Origin of the sequence: Amorphoplanes friuliensis DSM 7358 (assembly GCF_000494755.1) — a bacterium.
GTDB classification, from domain to species: domain Bacteria; phylum Actinomycetota; class Actinomycetes; order Mycobacteriales; family Micromonosporaceae; genus Actinoplanes; species Actinoplanes friuliensis.
Genome location: NC_022657.1, coordinates 1,185,047 through 1,202,334, shown reverse-complemented (window position 1 = coordinate 1,202,334; position 17,288 = coordinate 1,185,047). Strand labels below are relative to the sequence as shown.

The following is a 17,288-nucleotide window of genomic DNA, read 5'->3' as shown; positions in this document are numbered from 1 at the left end:
GACCTAGCCGAGCGCCTGCTCCAGATCCGCGAGCAGATCGTCAACGGTTTCGATGCCGACAGACAGTCGCACGAGATCGGCGGGGACTTCAAGCGGTGAGCCCGCTGCGGACAGGTGTGTCATCTGCCCCGGGTGCTCGATCAGCGACTCGACACCACCGAGGGACTCGGCCAGGACGAAGAGCTTTGTCCGGTTGCAGATGTTGATCGCCTGCTCAGGGCCACCGGCCGCGCGGAAGGAGATCATCCCGCCGAAGCGCGACATCTGCTTCGCCGCGATCTCGTGTCCGGGATGCGACTCGAGACCGGGATAAAGAACCTGACCGACCGCTGCATGGTCACGGAGATAGGTCACGATGCGCTCGGCGTTGTCACAGTGCCGGTCCATGCGTACGCCCAGAGTCTTGATCCCGCGCAGAGTCAGCCACGCGTCGAACGGGCCGTTGACCGCACCCATGGCGTTCTGGTGGAACGCGAGCTGCTCCCCGAGCTCGTCGTTCGCCGCGATCAAGGCACCACCGACAACGTCCGAATGCCCGCCGATGTACTTGGTCGTCGAGTGGATGACCACATCGGCACCGAACCCGATCGGCTGCTGCAGGTACGGCGACGCGAACGTGTTGTCGACGGCCAGCAGCGCGTCGTACTCGTGGGCGAGCCCGGCCAGCGCCGCGATGTCCGCGATGTTGAGCAGCGGATTGGTGGGCGTCTCGGCCCAGATCAGCCGCGTGTGCCCGGGCCGGAACGCGGCGCGCACCTTGTCCAGGTCGTTGAGCGGCACCGCGGTCCAGTCGAGACCCCAGTTCTCGGCCACCTTCGAGAAGAGCCGGTACGTGCCGCCGTACGCGTCGTCGGGGATCACGACGTGGTCGCCGGGCCGGCACACCGCCCGCAGCAGCGTGTCCTCCGCGGCGAGCCCGCTGGCGAAGGCCAGACCACGACGACCACCCTCGATCGCGGCGAGGCACTCCTGCAGGGCGTCACGTGTGGGGTTGCCCGAGCGGCTGTACTCGTACCCGAGCCGGGGAGCACCGACCGCATCCTGCGCGTACGTACTGGTCTGATAGATCGGCGGCACGACTGCCCCGGTCCGGGGATCCGGTTCCTGCCCGGCGTGGATGGCCAGAGTGTCGAAGCCGTACGTGTTACCCGTCATGAACGGCAAGGCTAGTCTGCGCTGATGCCCGACTGCCTCTTCTGTTCGATAGTGGCGGGCACAGTTCCCGCGTTCAAGGTCGTGGACTCGCCGGACGGGGTCGGTTTCCTCGACATCCGCCCCGTCTTCAAAGGCCACGTCCTGGTGGTGCCCCGCCCCCACCTCACCCAGCTGTCCGACCTGCCCGCCGACCTCCTGCCCGGCTACTTCACGCTCGTGCAGCGCGTGGCGGCGGCAGTGCCCCGGGCGCTCGGCTCCCAGGGAACGTTCGTCGCGGAGAACAACGTCGTGTCCCAGTCCGTGCCACACCTCCACACCCACGTCGTACCCCGGACAAAAGGTGACGGACTTCGCGGCTTCTTCTGGCCGCGTACCCGATATTCGTCCGACGACGAGGCCCGCGACTTTTCCGGCCGCATCGCCGCCGAGCTCGGGTAAGGATTCAGAGAGAACGAGCGTTACGTCTGTCGGATGAGAGGAGTCACCGTGTTCCTGCGGAGCAAGAAGCTCGACCTGCCCACTCCCGACCAGGCCCTCCCCGGCCGCCAGATCCAGATGCCGGTCGCCTCGACCCACACGGTCCTCGGAACGCCCCTGGTGGGCCCCTGGCCGGCCGGTTACGAGACCGCCGTCTTCGGCCTCGGCTGTTTCTGGGGTGCCGAGCGCATCTTCTGGCGCCTGCCCGGCGTCCACTCGACCTCCGTCGGGTACGCGGGCGGCTCGACCCCGAACCCGACCTACGAGGAGACGTGCTCCGGGCGTACCGGCCACGCCGAGGTCGTCCAGGTCGTCTACGACCCCGCCAAGATCAGCTACGAGCAGCTGCTCAAGGCCTTCTGGGAGAACCACGACCCCACCCAGGGCATGCGCCAGGGCAACGACGTGGGCACGCAGTACCGCTCCACGATCTACACGACAACACCTGCGCAGGCCCAGATCGCCCAGGCGTCACTCGAAGCGTTCCAGCCGGTGGTGACCGCGGCGCGTCGCGGAACGATCACGACTGAGATCGCGCCGCTCGGCACGTACTACTACGCCGAGGACTACCACCAGCAGTACCTCTCGGACTCCAAGAACCCGGGCGGCTACTGCACCCACGGCCCCAACGGCATGACCTGCCCCATCGGCGTCGCCAAGACCGCCTGACCTCCGCGAACGGACGGGCATCCGCATCGGATGCCCGTCTCGTGCGACGATGGTCACCAGGAGGTGACCTTCATGCGTCGATATGCCAAGCCAATCGTTGTAGCGGACGACCTCGCGCTTTTGCATGGGCCGACCTCCGGCACCGTCACTTTGCCTCGTCATCTCGACTGGTCCGGCTCGGCCGACTACACGCTCGACAGCCCCGGCCGGATCGTCGACCTTTATCGCACGGTCCTGATCGAGGCCACCAAACCGGCGGACCTGCACGCGTTTCTGGACCGGGTCACCCTTACCCGGCTCTGGCCCTCGCTCTGGCTGCCGCCCGATCTGCGCCGCGCGTGGGAAGAACGCTTTCCGGAAAGCCTGCGGACCGGTTCGAGGACCACCGCCGCGTAAAGTTCTGCGACATGGATCCACGCCACCGGCGGCTCGCCGAGATCGCCCTCAGCGCCGCCGGCAGCGACTACGGACTCGCACTTGCCGGCGGCTATGCGGTCCGGGAGCACGGCATGGGCGACCGCCCGAGTGGCGACGTCGACCTGTTCACCGACTGGCAACGGCGAGCCGACTTCCCAGCTGTCGCCGATCTCGTCATCAAAGCCCTGACCGAGAACGGCTTCCTGGTCGACGTCGATGCCCGAGCCGACACCTTTGCTCGGCTTCTCATCACAGCGAACGACGAGCCCGGCACAGAGCCGCAGAAAATGGAACTGGCAGCTGACTGGCGCGCCCACCCACCGGTGACGTTGAACATTGGACCCGTCCTGCATCCAGACGACGCTGTTGGCAACAAGATGGCCGCGCTCTACGGCCGCGCACTTGCAAGAGACTTTCTCGACGTCGACGCCGTGCTCGCCAGTGGACGCTACTCCAGCGAACAACTCCTCCAACTCGTGGAGGCTGCCGATGCTGGATTCGATCGTGCGCTCTTCGCCGACACACTGGGAGCGCTGGGCCAGATCAGCGATACCGCATTCGCTGCTTACGGCGTGAATGCTCAAGCTGTCCAACGCCTGCGTCAACGGTTCGCCGATTGGCGCAACGAGCTGACCCAGCCGTGATCTGAACCCGGGGCAGCTATTGCATCCACGGCGCCCAATCGGCGTCGCAAAAACCGCCTGGCTCCGTCGAGGGATCGGTGTTCGCGCATTCGGCCCTGACAGTGAAGCAACCAGCGGCACTCTTGTGCCATGGAGACCTGGAGCCGGTTGTCGTTGGGCCTCGTGGCGCCTTAGTGGCAGCAACACCAGTCGCATGCGGGAACGCCACCGCCACGCAAGCAGGTGCATCGATCACTGCAAGCAAGGTCGGCGAGCCCGCGGCCTGGTATCTCGCGCCCGGGCAGAATCTTCAAAGCTCGTCCAGGACGTTCACCGCCCTCGTCAGCCGTGTCGACTGCAACAACGGCATCACCGGCGAGGTCTTGACACCGGAGGTTCGATCAACCGGTGCGAAGGTGATCGTCGCCTTCACCGTTGCTGCGAAGCAGGCTGAATACGGCCTCTGTCAAGGCAACAACAAGGTCCCATACCAGGTGGACCTCGGTGAGCCCTGGGACGACAGAACGCTCGTGGACGGTCTGTGCCTGACGGCCGATAAAGCTTTGGCACGATCGATATTTTGCGCTTCCGGAGCAACTCGGTTGGAGCCTTGATCAATACTGGTCGCCGGCTAGACGCCGGGGGCGCCGGAGGCCAGGGATTGGGTGATCAGGAAGCCCACGATCGTCAGGAAGAGGCCGGCGGTCAGCCACAGCGCCGGATGCTCGCGGACGCGGATCCAGCAGCCGTAGATGATGGCCGCCAGGCCCAGGCCGGCACCCACCGGCGCCGACCAGGGCCCGAACACCTTGCCGGCCGGCGTGCAGATCGCCGTGGTCGTGTCTCCGCAGTTGGCGATGGACACCCCGATCAGGCCCGGTCCCCAGATCAGGGCGATCACACCCCACAGCATCAGGGCGGCGACAGACAGGCCGACCACAACGTGGGTGCCGACACCGGGCTTGTACCGAGAGGGCGAGGGCGTCATGGCAGCGACGCTAGCCAAAAGCGCCCCCGCCCGTTGTCCCGTTCAGGAGAGCTCGGCGGGGACCGTGACCACGTCCACGAAGGCGTTCTTGCGGAGGACCGTGATCGGCAGGTTCGTGCCGATGGCCGGGCCGAGCATCAGCCGCTGCAGGGCTTGAACGGTCTGAACGGGTTCGCCGCCGGCGGTGATCAGGATGTCGCCCAGGTAGATGCCTGCGGTGCCGGCCGGACTGCCAGGGACGACCTCGACCACGCGCAGGCCCAGCTTCTGGCCCAGGCGTTCGGCGATCGGCGGCGGCAGCGGCGCGGGCACTCCGGCGACGCCCAGCCAGGCTCGGCGGACGCGGCCGGTGGCGACCAGTTCGCCGATGATGTGGCGGGTGGTTTTGTTGATGGGGACGGCCAGGCCGAGGCCGTAGCCGGCGACTGCCGTGTTGATGCCGACCACCGTGCCGGTGGAGTCGGCGAGGGCGCCGCCGGAGTTGCCGGGGTTCAGGGCGGCGTCGGTCTGGATGACGTTGTCGATGATGCGGACGCGGCGGCCGTCGCGGGCCGGGAGGGAACGGCCGAGGCCGGAGACTACGCCGGCGGTTACCGAGCCGGCCAGGCCCATCGGGTTGCCGACGGCGACGACGAGCTGGCCGATGCGCAGGCCGTCCGCGTCGCCGAGGGGTGCGGACGGTGCGCCCGGGTTGTGGACGCGGACCACGGCCAGGTCGGACAGGGCGTCGGCGCCGACCACGTCGAAGCGGGTTTCGGTGCCGTCGGCGAAGTCGGCTGTGCCGCCGGTTGCGCCGGCGACCACGTGGGCGTTGGTGAGGAGGAATCCGTCGTCGGTGAAGGTGACCGCGGAGCCGGCGCCGGCCCCGCGGGCGGTACGCACGGACAGCGCCGCGACGGACGGCAGCAGGTGGGCGGCGACGCCGGTGACGACACGGCTGTAGGCGTCGAGTGCCCCGGCTTCGACACCGGTGTGTTCGGTATCCATGACGTCCAGAACGCCTGGCCGGAACGCATCGATGCCCGTGGGGTGTCCGCCCAGGGCGAAACAGTGACCGTCACGGATAGTTGCGAAGGTCGCACAGACAGTCCGACCGTACGGGGGCGGGTGGGGGTTGTATGGGTGACGAAGGAGTCAACGAGCCGGACGGGAGGGTGGGGAAATGGTCATCGCCGACCAGGCTGTACCGGCCGACATCGTGGACCGCCTGCTCTGGGACGACGCCCAGCAGATGCTCGGGCGGCACGCGGAAGCCGGGCACGACGGGAACTGCGTCTGGTGCGGGTGGCGCTGGCCCTGCGCACCGCGCCGCCTCGCGGAACGCGCCGAGCTGGCCTCGCGCCGGCCGTGGCGGGAAGCGTGGACGTTGCGTCACGACCTGAACAGCGTCCGGGAGATGCCGGGCATCCGCACCGGGCTCGACGACAACCGGATCCGCCGTGGGACCCCGAAGATCGACGACCTGAACCGAGGTTATTTCGACTAGACCATCGACGTCGGCCGGGAGCTTGACCGTCCCCCGGCAAGAACCGAGCCATCGGACCGGCCGACGTCTGACTGCGGTGATGCCGCTGTGCCCCGCCAGCACGCCGGCGTCCCGCGCCCGGACCCGCCCATGAACCGTTTCGACCGGCACGCCTCCGCCGGTCGGCGCCTCCGGCCAGGCGCTAATCCGGTTCGGGCGGGCGCGGTTGGCGGGAGTGCGTGACCACAGGTTCCCCCGCATTCACTCGGTCATGCACTCCCGCCCACCACCCCGGCAGCACGTCCGTAACGCAGCTGGAGCACCGGCTCGCCGCCGATCGGTTCCGTGCGGGTGACACCGTCCGCGACCCAGCCGCCCCGCTCGTAGAAGCGCCGGGCGCGGGTGTTGGGCTCCAGCACCCAGAGCACCGCGTGATCGGCGATCCGGGCCAGCGCGGGCAGGGCATCCAGCATGAGCAGGCGTCCGACGCCGGTGCCGACAAATTCCGGGGCGGCGTGGATCGCGTACAGCTCGGCGGCGCCCTCCTCCTCGCTCGGGCCCAGGTAGGAGAAACCGGCCAGGGTGCCGCCGTCGACCGCGACCGTCAGCCGGTGCGTCTCCTTCTCCCACTTCCACCGCTCGGACCACCACTCACCCATGACCTCGGGCGAGCCATGATCCAGCGCCTCCGGCGAGAGAATTTCCGCGTACGCGTGAGCACGCGAAGTGAAGTGCAGGGCACCGACGGCGGGCAGGTCGTCGTCAGCGGCGGGACGCAGAAGCACGGTCATCGGTCGAACCTAACCGCGGCGGCACCGGCACCCGCATCAGGTCCTCGGCGAGCACGATGTCGCCGTCGAACTCCGCGCGGGCCTCGTCGAGGAAGCGCGTGCTGTCCGCGTACCGCTGGGAGAAGTGGGTGAGCAGGAGCGTGCGGACGCCGGACTGCCGGGCCACCGACGCGGCCTGACCCGCCGTCAGGTGGCCGACCTGGGCGGCCATCGCGGCGTCCTCGGCCAGGAAGGTCGACTCGATCACCAGCAGGTCGGCGCCCTCGGCGAGCCGGAAGACGTTCTCGCACAGCCCGGTGTCCATGACAAAGGCAAAACGCTGGCCGGGCCGCGGCGCGCTGACCTGTTCCAGCGTGACCCGGCCGGCGCTGCCCGTACGCTGCAGCTCGCCGACCATCGGGCCGGTGATGCCGTGCGCGGCGAGCAGGGACGGGACCATGCGGCGGCCGTCCGGTTCGGCGAGGCGGTAGCCGTACGTCTCGATCGAGTGCCGGAGCGGCAGGGCGGTGAGCGGGCCCGCGGAGGTCTCCACGCGGAAGCCGTCGCTGACCGGCTCCGGGCTCAGGTCGGCGACGTCGTAGAAGCTCGTGGCGTGCCGGAGGCGGTCGAAGAACTCACGCCCGCCGGCGGGGAAGTGCATCGCTACCGGGTGCGGGACCTTGTCGAGCGAGATCCGCTGGATGATCCCCGGCAGGCCGAGCGAGTGGTCGCCGTGGAAGTGGGTGATGCACACGCGGCGCAGCGGGGTGACCGCCTGACCGGCCAGGAGCATCTGGCGCTGGGTGCCCTCACCCGGGTCGAAGAGGATGACCTCGTCGTCCCAGCGCAGCAGGTAGCCGTTGTGGTTGCGGTGCCGGGTCGGGACCTGGCTCGCGGTCCCGAGAACGGTGAGCTCCCGCATGAACGCCCCCAGACAGGAAGCGACCCCCGGGGACTTCCACGCCTTGGCGTGGTCCGGTCGGACTGGGCCGGATCCCCGGGGGTCGGGTGGCTACCTGATATTCGCCGCACCGCTGCCACACGGTCTCGACGCTGTTACGAAGCTGTCAAGGACAGCGGCTAGCGGACAGCCACCTCACGAGTCCCGTTGCTATACAACTTCGGACCACCTCCCTTCACGTGTACGGCCACGTTAACCAAGGAGACGGGTCGTCGACAACGCTTTTAAGGTCACTACAGCCGAGGGAATACACGCGGGGACATCTCGGTGCCCTCGACGGCCAGCGAGGCGGGCCCGACGATCTGCGGATCGGGGGTGCCGACGACGCTGAGGTCCTTGTCGTCGTAGTTGAAGCGGTTGAGCACGTAGCGGATCGCCTCGAGCCGGGCGCGCTTCTTGTCGTTGCTCTTCACGACGGTCCACGGCGCGTCGGCGGTGTCCGTGTAGAAGAACATCGCCTCCTTCGCCTCGGTGTACTCGCCCCACTTGTCCAGCGACTCGAGATCCATCTTCGAGAGCTTCCACTGGCGGACCGGGTCGACCTGCCGGATCGCGAAGCGGGTGCGCTGCTCACCCTGCGACACCGAGAACCAGAACTTGATCAGGTTGATGCCGGAGCGTACGAGCATCCGCTCGAGGTCGGGCGCCTGACGCATGAATTCGAGGTACTCGGCGCGCGTGCAGAAGCCCATGACCCGCTCGACGCCGGCCCGGTTGTACCAGGACCGGTCGAAGAGCACGATCTCACCGGACGCGGGCAGATGGCTGATGTACCGCTGGAAGTACCACTGGTTGCTCTCGCGCTCGTTCGGCTTCTCCAGCGCCACCACGGAGGCGCCGCGCGGGTTCAGGTGCTCCATGAAGCGCTTGATCGTGCCGCCCTTGCCGGCGGCGTCCCGGCCCTCGAAGAGGATCACCATCCGCTCGCCGGTGCGCTTGCACCAATTCTGCAGCTTGAGCAGCTCGATCTGCAGCAGACGCTTGTCGTGGTCGTAATCGTTGCGGGGCATCCGGTCGTCGTACGGATAATCCTCACGCCACGTGTCCACCGGCGAGCCGTCCGGGAGGAGAAGCACCGGGTCGTCGTCGTCGTTGTCCGCGACCCTGTACCCGTCGAGCTCGGCGATCGGTCCCCGGTAGGGCTCGGTCGTCAGTTCCTCGTCCCACTGATGGCCGTTGTGGTCGTCGTGCTCCTGGTCCGCCTGCATGCGCCTCTTCTTACCCAGCTTCGCCGAAATACCAACTGGCGCTCCGTGTCCGGAACGTGGACGAGGGGTTAACGATCAGCCAAGCCAGGCCCGCAGTTTGCCGCCCCGCGACGCTTCGATCACCTCGGGGAGCTCCTGGCGGGTCTCTTCACCCACCTGCTCCTGCCGGGCCCAGAGAACGCCGTACCCGAAAGCGTCGGGCGCCGTCCGGGCCACGTCCCGCAGCACCTCGCGGGCGACCACGGAGTCCTGGTGGGCGCCGAGCACGTCCTGGAGGCTGGTCAGGGCCTTGACCAGGCGCTTTCCGGGCTTGCCGGCGCTGGGCGCGAAGATCTCGACCGCGTACCGCGCCTGCTTGTAGGCCTTGCGGGCCTCGTGCAGCTCGGCGTCCACACCGTCGGCGGTGGCCTCGTCGAGCAGCCGGTCGGCCTTGCGCAGCGCCTTGGCGGCCCGGCGCAGCGCACCCGCGTCGTCCGGCTCGGGCTCGTCGACGAGGGCGTCGATCGCGTCCAGCAGGGCCAGGTAGCGGTCGCTGTCCAGGGCGGCGACCAGCTCCTCCTTGCCCCGCGCGACATCGGCGTCGAGGCGCTCGCGGATGCCCTGCGCCACCTCCGGGAACTCACCGGCGGTCGTGAGCAGCTTGTGCGACAGCACCTGACCGTCGCGGACGTTGCCGAGACGGTCCGCCAGCCACTTCAGCTCAACCTTGAGCGTGGCGGCCCGCTCCGGCTCGAACGACCCCTTGAACGTCTTCAGCGTGCTCCGCAGCCGCCGGGTCGCCACCCGCATCTTGTGCACGGCTTCGGCGTCTCCCGCGCGTACGCCGGCGTCCTGCTCCTCCACGGTCTCGCGCTGCTCACGGGCGTACCGGAGCACGGGGTTGATCTTCTTGCGGCGGCGCCGGGGTGCGGTGAGGCGGTTGCCGAGCGCCCGGGCGAGCTTCGACGGGCCCTCGGCAGGGGTGGCGCCGGCGGCCAGCAGCAAGCCCTCGACGGCGTCGAGCACCTCGGGGCCGCCGTCGACCAGCTCGACCTCGACCTCCTGCCAGCGCTGGTCACCGTCGTCGGTCTCCGCGCCGACCTGGTCCTGGGCGACGAGCGCGAGGGTCCGGCCGTCCGCGTCCCGCAGCGGTGTCTCGACCCGGCGGGTCCGCAGGCGCGCGACCGGCCGCAGCTCCCGGGTCCGGACGATGGTCCGCACCTCCGTGACCAGCTCGGCGGGCACCTCGTCGCCGTCGGTCAAGGGCAGGCGGTGCTCGGTGCGGCTCGAGCCGTCACCCGGGGTCTTGAGATGCCACCCCGCATCCCCTCCCCCGGTACGCCGGCGCAGCGTGCGCTTGTTCCGGGCGAGACGCAGGTCCTCGGTGTCGAAGTACGTCGCGTCGAGGTCATGGGTCTCGGCATCACCATGGCCGCTCACCCCGGCCGCGCCGACCAGCGTCGGCAGCGAGAAGCCGGCCGGGACGTCGTATTTGCGTTCGGTCTCCGTCGCTGTCTGCATGCCTCTCAATATGCCCGGTGTGAAGCGGCTCAGCTATCTCTCAGCGGAACGGGGCAGCATGGTCATCCGGTCTTCCTCCTGGAGGTTGTCGTGAACGAGCCGGAACGACGCAAGGTTTCCCTGGCCGGGCTCGGCCTGATCGGTGCAGGCGCGGTCCTCGGACTCGCACTCGCCGGTCCCGGTGCCCCGCAGAACGACGCCGCGGCCCAGCCGCCGGGCAGCAGCGCCCCGGCCGACCCGCCCAAGAGCCCGCCGGCCGACTGATTCCCAGCTGAATCCGGGCTCGGCTTCAGCGGTTTCCCAGGAGTCACTCGCACACTCGAAGAAGGCTCCTGCGGGATCCGCCGCTCGTCCCCCGTGCGAGCGGCGGGTCTCTCAGGCCTGACGAGAGCGCCGCTTCGACCGCCGCCCCGGTCGAGGTGGCGCTCTTTGTGTCGCGGCTCGTGTTGCAACGCAGATGCACCCGCAACCGGGCGACGCAGGTCACTTCCGGCCTGTCTGATAGGTACATGACATCGCGGGGCTGGCGGGCGTACGCGATCCTCGCTGTCCTCTCCCTGAGCCTTTATCAGGTGATCCCGGACGGTGCATGGCGAACGACGCTCTCGGTGGCCATCGGCTACCTGGCCGCGGCGGCGACCGTCGCCGGCTCCCGGCGCCTGAAGCCGGTGGACCGGCTGCCCTGGTGGCTCTTCGCCGGCGGCATGGCCTGCAACTCCTCCGGCACCCTCGCCGTCGCCGCAGGCTGGTCGGACGTGCTGTACCTGGCGTTCTACCCCGCCGTGGCGCTGGGCCTGGCGCTGCTGATCCGCCGTCAGTACTCCCGCTCGCGCCGGGCGGCGCTGGTCGACGCGGCCACCATCACCGCCGGCCTGGGCCTGCTCGCCTGGGTCTACGCCATCGAACCGGCCCTCGCCGACCCCGACATCTCTCCCCTGGTACGGATGATCAGGGTGTCGTACCCGCTCGGGGACCTCATTCTCATCGCCCTGACGGTGCTGCTGATCCGCAACGGCGTCCGCAACCAGTGGACACCCCGCGGCATCGCGCTGTCGCTGCTGATCTTCCTGGCCGGCGACATGATCTGGCTCGTGGTCGGCACCCTCGGCCTGGACGTCACCGGCGACCCGCACATCGGCCGGGTCATCGACACGGTCTACCTGTCCTCGTTCGCGATCTTCGGCTATGCCGCCCGCCGCTCCGGCGACACCCTCCTGGAGGAGCCGGCCGGTGCCCCGGCCCGCAGCGGCATCCCCCTGATGCTCACGCTCGCGGCCGCGCTGCTGGTCGCCCCGGCGGTGCTCCTCGCCGAACTCATCGACGGCACGATCGACAACGGCCTGGCGATCGCGGTCGGCTGCACGGTCATGTCACTACTGGTGGTGACCCGCATGTTCCAGCTGCTGCGGCACAGCGAACGCCAAGCCCTGGTGGTCCGCGAACTGTCCCGCCGCGACGAGCTCACGGGCCTGCCCAACCGCCGCGCCTGGGTCGACGAACTCCCCCAGGTCCTCGAACGCGCCCGCCTCCTCGGCGAACCCGTCAGCATCGGCATGATCGACCTCGACCACTTCAAGCTGTACAACGACCGCTTCGGCCACCCGGGCGGCGACCGCCTCCTCAAGGAGGCATCCGCGGCCTGGTCCGGCGCCCTCCGCCGCTCCGACATCCTGGCCCGCTACGGCGGCGAAGAATTCATCGTGCTCCTCCCCGGCGCCGACCTCACCCAGGCGTCGATGGTCCTGGAACGCGTCCGCGGCGTGACACCCGGCGGTGAGACGTTCTCGGCCGGCCTCGCCACCTGGGACACCCGGGAAACCCCCGACGACCTGATCGCCCGGGCGGACGCCGCGCTCTACCAGGCCAAAGCCACCGGCCGCGACCGCATCGTCGGCGCCTCAGACCCGGGCCCCACCCCGGCACCGGAGGTAGTGAGCGCGTGAGTACTGCGCGGCGGCCGCGTTGTAGTACATGGTCGCCAGCGAGACATGGAAACTGTTGTCGGTCAGGGCATTCTTCGCATTGGCCGTCTCCGACCAGCGGATCTCCGCATCCGAAGCACTGATCCCCCGGCGCGCGCACCGCTGCTGGTTGAGCTCCTTGCCCAACCGCCACGTCTCCAGGGCGCTCTCAGCCTGCTTCATCATCGCCCGAGCGGTCGCCAGCAGCGACTCCGCCAAAGTCCAGGCGGCCCGCTCCTCCTCGTTGTGAAACCCCGTCATGACCGACCTCCCGAAGGCAACCTCCTGATTTGTCCTCTTGTTCAGTGTGTGAGCGACCTCGGCGTCTGTCGATCTTTTACACCCACAAGAAGGACCCGCCGTCATGCCCGTTCCAAGCGTCACGGAGTGGGCGGGCAGCGTCCCGGCGATCATCAGATTTCCCTTGGAATCGTTCAAGAAAAGCGTGGCGATGCATTCTTCGCGACGTGAGATGCCTCCACATAATTGAGTATGTGACGCACATCTCTCTCCGTAATCAATTGATTACGCTTCATGGGAGCATTGGACGATGTCAAAGGGGGGAAAGGCCAGGACAAGCCAGGCGAAGCGGCCCGTCAAGACGTCCCGGACGGCCGAAAAAAGCCGAAAAGACGCCACGGTGGACGCGGCCGAGATCTCGCGCGCCGGCGTTGTCGCCGGAGCCAAGATCAACCTGATAGGGATGCTCATCGCGGCCGCCGTGGGCGGCGCCGCAACCACCTCAGCAGCAATGATCACCTTCAGCAGCAAGCTCAAGGATGCGGGCGCTGCAACCGCGATCGTTGTGCGTCAGGACCCGAACCTCGATATTCCTGAAATCATTCTGCCCCCGGCCATGCTGGGACCACAGGAAACGTCACCGATAAGTGAATTGGACGGTCGCCGGATAGAGGACACCGTCAGGAGGATGGGAATGCTTCTGATGACGGTCGAATGCGAGCCGGGAGAACGTCCCCGCTGCACGATGCTGCCGGAGATGCGGCCGAGTGCGCGACTCGAGGTGCGAACCAGGTAATCGAGGGCGCAGCCGTCGATGTGCTTGCCGCGGAGCGGCGGAGCGGGGGCGCTCACTCACCTGGCAGGGAGCGGCAGCGATCCGGTCCCGGCGGGAGCGACGGCCCGTACTCCGACGGACCGTCGCCATCCAGCAGTTGATCTTGATCAGGAGAGGTGGGCGAGCAGATCCTGCCTGGTCAGGACGCCCGCCGGCTTGCCGTCGACGAGGACCATGGCCGCGTCGGCGTTTTCCAGGAGGGTGACCGCCGTGCTGACCGGCTGGCCGCCGCCGATCATCGGGAGCGGGTCGCCCATGTGGCGTTCGATCGTGTCGTGGAGGTGGGCCTGGCCGGTGAAAAGGGCGTCCAGCAGGGCCTTCTCCGCGATCGAGCCGGCCACCTCGCCGGTCACGACGGGCGGTTCGGCCTTGAGGACCGGGAGCTGGCTGACGCCGTATTCGCGCATGTAGTCGATCGCGTCGCGGACCGTTTCGGTCGGGTGGACGTGGATCAGCGGGGGCATTTCGCCGCTCTTGGCGCCGAGGGCGTCGGCCACGGTGGCTTCGCCGTCGCCCGTGGTGAGGAAGCCGTAGCGGGCCATCCAGGTGTCGTTGAAGATCTTCGACAGGTAGCCGCGGCCACCGTCGGGCAGGAGGACCACGATGACGTCGTCCGGGCCGGCCTTGCGGGCGGCTTCGAGGGCGGCGACGACGGCCATGCCGCAGCTGCCGCCGACCAGGAGGCCTTCCTCGCGGGCCAGGCGGCGGGTCATCTCGAAGGAGTCCGAGTCGGACACCTCGATGATCTCGTCGCAGATGCCGCGGTCGTAGGTCTCGGGCCAGAAGTCCTCGCCGACACCTTCGACCAGGTACGGGCGGCCGGTGCCGCCGGAGTAGACGGAGCCTTCCGGGTCGGCGCCGACGATGCGGACGTCGCCCTGTTCCTTGAGGTACTTGCCGACGCCGGTGATCGTGCCGCCGGTGCCGACGCCCGCGACGAAGTGGGTGATGCGGCCCTCGGTCTGTTTCCACAGCTCGGGGCCGGTCTCCTCGTAGTGGGAGCGCGGGTTCGCCGGGTTGCTGTACTGGTCGGGTTTCCAGGCGCCGGGGATGTCGCGGGCCAGCCGGTCGGAGACGTTGTAGTACGAGCGGGGGTCCTCGGGGGCGACCGCGGTCGGGCAGACCACAACCTCGGCGCCGTACGCCCGGAGGACGTTCATCTTGTCCTCGCTGACCTTGTCCGGGCAGACGAACACACACCTGTACCCGCGGAGCTGCGCCACCAGGGCCAGCCCGACGCCGGTGTTTCCGCTGGTCGGCTCGACGATTGTGCCGCCCTCGCGGAGCAGCCCCGCCTTCTCGGCGTCCTCCACCATGCGCAGCGCGATGCGGTCCTTCACGGAACCGCCCGGGTTGAAGTATTCGACCTTCGCCAGGACGGTTGCCGCTATGCCGTCGGTGACGCTGCGCAGCCGTACCAGGGGGGTGTCCCCGATGATGTCGACGACATTGTCGTAGTACCGCACGTCACTGTGCCCTTCTGGGGTGCTGACCTGTCCTGGTCAGCCTACGGCTCAGCCGACCACGGATCCGGGCAGGACCGCGTCGCGCTGCTTCTCCCACTCGATGAAACGTTGCGTCTCGGCGAGCACGGTGCCCGCCAGCCACGTGATCATGACGGCGTCGTCGGCGAGACCGAAGACGAGGAACATCGCCTCGGGGATCACGTCGATGGGCGACACCACGTACGCCGTGGCGGCGGCCATCATCGCCACTCGCAGACCACCGTCGTACTGGCCCTTTGCCGTGGCCTTGAGCATCCGGGGCAGGGCGGCGAGCCGTTTGCCGATCGACGGGCCGCCGCGCGACCCCGACACCAGCGCCTTCGCCAGCGCGGTGAATGCGGCGGTCCGCTGCAGAGTTCTGGGCATGTCGTCCCCTTTCGCTTACACCAGCATGACGGTCACGCGCCAGATGTGCCCGCTCGGCGCGGGGTTCAGACACATGTCGCATGCGCGCGTTAGATTCGAAGACCCACCATCGCCGGAAAGCCAGGTTTTCAGTACCGGCCGACGGGCAGGCACCCACCGAGCGAGAGCGAGGGAGAGCGTGCGACAGGTGCGCAGTTTGACGGAGGAGGAGTGGCGGCGGCTACGGCTGGCCGGGCAGATCGCCGGCGGCGTCACCGGGGCCGCGGCAGGCCTCACTGCCCTCTCGGCCGGTGTGCTGCTGCGGCAGGCCGCCGAAGCTCGCAAGATCATTCCGATGGCCGAGGCACCACCGCCCCGCGGTGACGGTCTCTACGGCCCGAAGTTCCCCGGCCGGCCACTGAGCATGGTCATCCTGGGCGACTCGTCCGCGGCCGGTTACGGCGTGCACCGTCCGCGCGAGACCCCCGGAGCGTTGCTGGCCAACGGCGTGTCGCGCCGCCTGCGCCGGCCGGTCCGGCTGCACCGGCTGGCCGTCGTCGGCTCGATGTCGTCCGGCCTGCCGTACCAGGTGGACGCCGCCCTTGAGTACGAGCCCGAGGTCGCCGTCATCCTGGTCGGCGGCAACGACGTCACCCACGTTTCCGCCCGCGCCGCGGCCGTGCGCCATCTGGGCGACTCGGTCCGCCGGCTGCGCGCCGTGGGCTGCAAGGTCGTGGTCGGCACCTGCCCGGACATCGGCGCGATCCAGCCGATCAAGCCGCCGCTGCGCTGGCTGGCCCGCAAGTGGAGCCGCCAGCTCGCCGCCGCGCAGACGGTCGCGGTCGTCGAGGCCGGCGGCCGGACGGTGTCCATCGGCGACCTGCTCGGCCCGGCGTTCGAGGCCGACCCGGTCCGCTTCTTCGGCTCGGACCGCTTCCACCCGTCGGTCGAGGGTTACGCCCGCGCCGCCGCGGTCATGATGCCCACCCTGATGGCGATGCTGGGCGAGGACGACCGCGCCCCGGCGAGCGGCCCCGACGGTGTGCGGAGCCTGGACCAGGCGGCCCACGAGGCGGTCCGCACCGCGGGCACCGAGGTCAGCGCCGTGCAGGTCGACGGTAACGAGCACGGACCCGCAGGTCGCTGGGCACAACTGCGCCGGCACCCCTGGTTCGGTGAGCCGCGCCTGTGGTTCGGTCACCGCGCCGCGACGACCGCTCCGGCGGAGGAGTCCGTTCCCAGCGTGTCCGGCCGGTCGGCCCCGAGCGCCGTAGGCTGGACACCGGAGGATCACCAAGCAGCCGTCGACTGACGGGTTCCCCACTGCGGCAGGAGGCGACATGACGAGCCTGGCAGGACGCATCGGCAGAGCGACGGCGACCACGCTGTTCGCCGGGGCCGTCGGCGGTGTCGCGCTGCTGGCCGGCGAGGCGATCGCCGCCCGCACCCGGCGGTACGCCAAACCGACCATGGGCCTGGCCCTGCGCACGTCGATGGGCCCGTCCGCGGCTCCCCCGCTGCGCCTAGTGCTGCTCGGCGACTCGGCCGCCATCGGTGTCGGCGTGGAGTGGCTGTCCGAGACGGTCGGCGGCCAGCTCGCCCGCCTGCTCGCCGAGGGCACCCCGGAGACCGGCCAGCGGCACGTGCTGCTCTCCAGCGTCGGTGTCGCCGGGTCGCGGTCGACCGACCTCGCCACCCAGGTCGCCCGGGCCCTGCTCGGTGACCGCCCGGACGTCGCCGTCGTCCTGATCGGCGCCCGCGACGCGACCGGTCTGCGCAGCCCCGACGAGTCCGCCACCCACCTCGGCGACGCCGTACGCCGCCTGCGTGACGCGGGCGTGCAGGTTGTCGTCGGCACCTGCCCCGACCTCGGCGCTGTCCGCTCGATCGCGCCGCCGCTGCGCCAGCTCACCGGCTGGGTGGGCCGCCGCGTGGCCCGCGCTCAGGCCGCTGCGGTGGTCGCCGCGGGCGGTGTGGTGGTCGACCTGGGCGACGAGACCGGGGCCGTGTTCCGCGCCGACGCCGGGACGCTCTGTTACGACGGTTTCCACCCGTCCGCCGACGGATACCGGGTGTGGGCACACGCCCTCTACCCCGCGGTGCTCGACGCGGCGCAGGCCGCGGGCCGTCGCACCACGCTCGAATAAGTGTGACGAAGTGAGACTTCCC

Annotated in this window: 21 protein-coding genes; 11 read left to right on the top strand and 10 right to left on the bottom strand. The window is 69.3% G+C overall.

From position 1 onward, the window contains the following. Positions 1-3: 3 nt before the first annotated feature. The gene (locus AFR_RS05570; RefSeq protein ID WP_041841822.1) at positions 4-1,155 is read right to left on the bottom strand and encodes a cystathionine gamma-synthase; all 1,152 of its coding nucleotides are present in this window, start codon (positions 1,153-1,155) and stop codon (positions 4-6) included. Positions 1,156-1,179: 24 nt separating this feature from the next. Between AFR_RS05570 and AFR_RS05565 the strand changes: the two genes are divergently transcribed. The 5 genes from AFR_RS05565 (at position 1,180) to AFR_RS45860 (ending at position 3,955) form a co-directional block, all read left to right on the top strand. Beyond that, the gene (locus AFR_RS05565; protein WP_023358920.1) at positions 1,180-1,593 is read left to right on the top strand and encodes an HIT family protein; all 414 of its coding nucleotides are present in this window, start codon (positions 1,180-1,182) and stop codon (positions 1,591-1,593) included. Between the two features lie 48 nt (positions 1,594-1,641). Next, entirely contained in the window at positions 1,642-2,301 is a 660-nt protein-coding gene (gene msrA / locus AFR_RS05560; protein WP_023358919.1) for a peptide-methionine (S)-S-oxide reductase MsrA, read from the top strand. Positions 2,302-2,373: 72 nt separating this feature from the next. Continuing rightward, entirely contained in the window at positions 2,374-2,697 is a 324-nt protein-coding gene (locus AFR_RS05555; RefSeq protein ID WP_041841821.1) for a hypothetical protein, read from the top strand. 11 nt (positions 2,698-2,708) lie between these two features. Then, positions 2,709-3,362 (top strand): nucleotidyl transferase AbiEii/AbiGii toxin family protein, encoded by a 654-nt coding sequence (locus AFR_RS05550; protein WP_023358917.1) that lies wholly within the window; start codon positions 2,709-2,711, stop codon positions 3,360-3,362. A gap of 173 nt (positions 3,363-3,535) precedes the next feature. Continuing rightward, the gene (locus AFR_RS45860; RefSeq protein ID WP_148307878.1) at positions 3,536-3,955 is read left to right on the top strand and encodes a hypothetical protein; all 420 of its coding nucleotides are present in this window, start codon (positions 3,536-3,538) and stop codon (positions 3,953-3,955) included. Between the two features lie 17 nt (positions 3,956-3,972). Here AFR_RS45860 and AFR_RS05545 read toward each other — a convergent pair whose 3' ends face one another. Together AFR_RS05545 and AFR_RS05540 are read right to left on the bottom strand one after the other, a co-directional pair. Continuing rightward, a complete protein-coding gene (locus tag AFR_RS05545) occupies positions 3,973-4,329 on the bottom strand; it encodes a hypothetical protein (RefSeq protein ID WP_041840625.1) in 357 nt (118 codons plus the stop codon). A gap of 42 nt (positions 4,330-4,371) precedes the next feature. Next, complete coding sequence (locus AFR_RS05540) at positions 4,372-5,316, bottom strand: S1C family serine protease (protein WP_023358915.1); 945 nt, start codon at positions 5,314-5,316, stop codon at positions 4,372-4,374. Between the two features lie 175 nt (positions 5,317-5,491). Here AFR_RS05540 and AFR_RS05535 point away from each other — a divergent pair, with 175 nt between their 5' ends. After that, a complete protein-coding gene (locus AFR_RS05535) occupies positions 5,492-5,815 on the top strand; it encodes a hypothetical protein (RefSeq protein WP_023358914.1) in 324 nt (107 codons plus the stop codon). A gap of 248 nt (positions 5,816-6,063) precedes the next feature. Here the strand turns inward: AFR_RS05535 and AFR_RS05530 are convergent, their stop codons facing one another. From AFR_RS05530 to AFR_RS05515, 4 genes are all read right to left on the bottom strand, one after another. Continuing rightward, on the bottom strand, positions 6,064-6,585 hold the full coding sequence (locus tag AFR_RS05530; RefSeq protein WP_023358913.1) for a GNAT family N-acetyltransferase: 522 nt from the start codon (positions 6,583-6,585) through the stop codon (positions 6,064-6,066). Beyond that, a complete protein-coding gene (locus tag AFR_RS05525; protein WP_023358912.1) occupies positions 6,557-7,486 on the bottom strand; it encodes a ribonuclease Z in 930 nt (309 codons plus the stop codon). Before AFR_RS05525 ends, AFR_RS05530 begins: the two co-directional genes overlap by 29 nt. A gap of 272 nt (positions 7,487-7,758) precedes the next feature. Beyond that, on the bottom strand, positions 7,759-8,733 hold the full coding sequence (gene ppk2, locus AFR_RS05520; RefSeq protein ID WP_023358911.1) for a polyphosphate kinase 2: 975 nt from the start codon (positions 8,731-8,733) through the stop codon (positions 7,759-7,761). A 75-nt stretch (positions 8,734-8,808) separates the two neighbouring features. Continuing rightward, positions 8,809-10,233 carry a CYTH and CHAD domain-containing protein gene (locus AFR_RS05515; protein ID WP_023358910.1) on the bottom strand — a complete coding sequence of 475 codons (1,425 nt, stop codon included), beginning with the start codon at positions 10,231-10,233 and terminating at the stop codon, positions 8,809-8,811. A 90-nt stretch (positions 10,234-10,323) separates the two neighbouring features. On the opposite strand from AFR_RS05515, the gene AFR_RS47060 reads away from it, so the two are divergent. Further along, positions 10,324-10,497, top strand: a complete 174-nt coding sequence (locus AFR_RS47060; RefSeq protein ID WP_169739449.1) for a hypothetical protein — start codon at positions 10,324-10,326, stop codon at positions 10,495-10,497. Positions 10,498-10,742: 245 nt separating this feature from the next. Then, the gene (locus AFR_RS05510; RefSeq protein ID WP_023358909.1) at positions 10,743-12,176 is read left to right on the top strand and encodes a GGDEF domain-containing protein; all 1,434 of its coding nucleotides are present in this window, start codon (positions 10,743-10,745) and stop codon (positions 12,174-12,176) included. On the opposite strand, the gene AFR_RS05505 is transcribed toward AFR_RS05510, so the two are convergent. After that, positions 12,132-12,455 carry a hypothetical protein gene (locus AFR_RS05505; RefSeq protein WP_023358908.1) on the bottom strand — a complete coding sequence of 108 codons (324 nt, stop codon included), beginning with the start codon at positions 12,453-12,455 and terminating at the stop codon, positions 12,132-12,134. The two genes, AFR_RS05510 and AFR_RS05505, sit on opposite strands and share 45 nt — an antisense overlap. Positions 12,456-12,834: 379 nt before the next feature. Here AFR_RS05505 and AFR_RS05500 point away from each other — a divergent pair, with 379 nt between their 5' ends. Continuing rightward, positions 12,835-13,230, top strand: a complete 396-nt coding sequence (locus tag AFR_RS05500; RefSeq protein WP_023358907.1) for a hypothetical protein — start codon at positions 12,835-12,837, stop codon at positions 13,228-13,230. Positions 13,231-13,376: 146 nt separating this feature from the next. On the opposite strand, the gene AFR_RS05495 is transcribed toward AFR_RS05500, so the two are convergent. Both AFR_RS05495 and AFR_RS05490 read right to left on the bottom strand, forming a co-directional pair. Next, complete coding sequence (locus AFR_RS05495) at positions 13,377-14,735, bottom strand: cystathionine beta-synthase (RefSeq protein ID WP_023358906.1); 1,359 nt, start codon at positions 14,733-14,735, stop codon at positions 13,377-13,379. A gap of 48 nt (positions 14,736-14,783) precedes the next feature. Further along, positions 14,784-15,140: a YkvA family protein gene (locus AFR_RS05490; RefSeq protein WP_023358905.1), complete on the bottom strand. Its 357-nt coding sequence runs from the start codon at positions 15,138-15,140 to the stop codon at positions 14,784-14,786. A gap of 187 nt (positions 15,141-15,327) precedes the next feature. On the opposite strand from AFR_RS05490, the gene AFR_RS05485 reads away from it, so the two are divergent. Both AFR_RS05485 and AFR_RS05480 read left to right on the top strand, forming a co-directional pair. After that, positions 15,328-16,431 (top strand): SGNH/GDSL hydrolase family protein, encoded by a 1,104-nt coding sequence (locus tag AFR_RS05485; protein ID WP_338012107.1) that lies wholly within the window; start codon positions 15,328-15,330, stop codon positions 16,429-16,431. A 28-nt stretch (positions 16,432-16,459) separates the two neighbouring features. After that, positions 16,460-17,266 (top strand): SGNH/GDSL hydrolase family protein, encoded by an 807-nt coding sequence (locus tag AFR_RS05480; protein WP_023358903.1) that lies wholly within the window; start codon positions 16,460-16,462, stop codon positions 17,264-17,266. Positions 17,267-17,288: the final 22 nt, after the last annotated feature.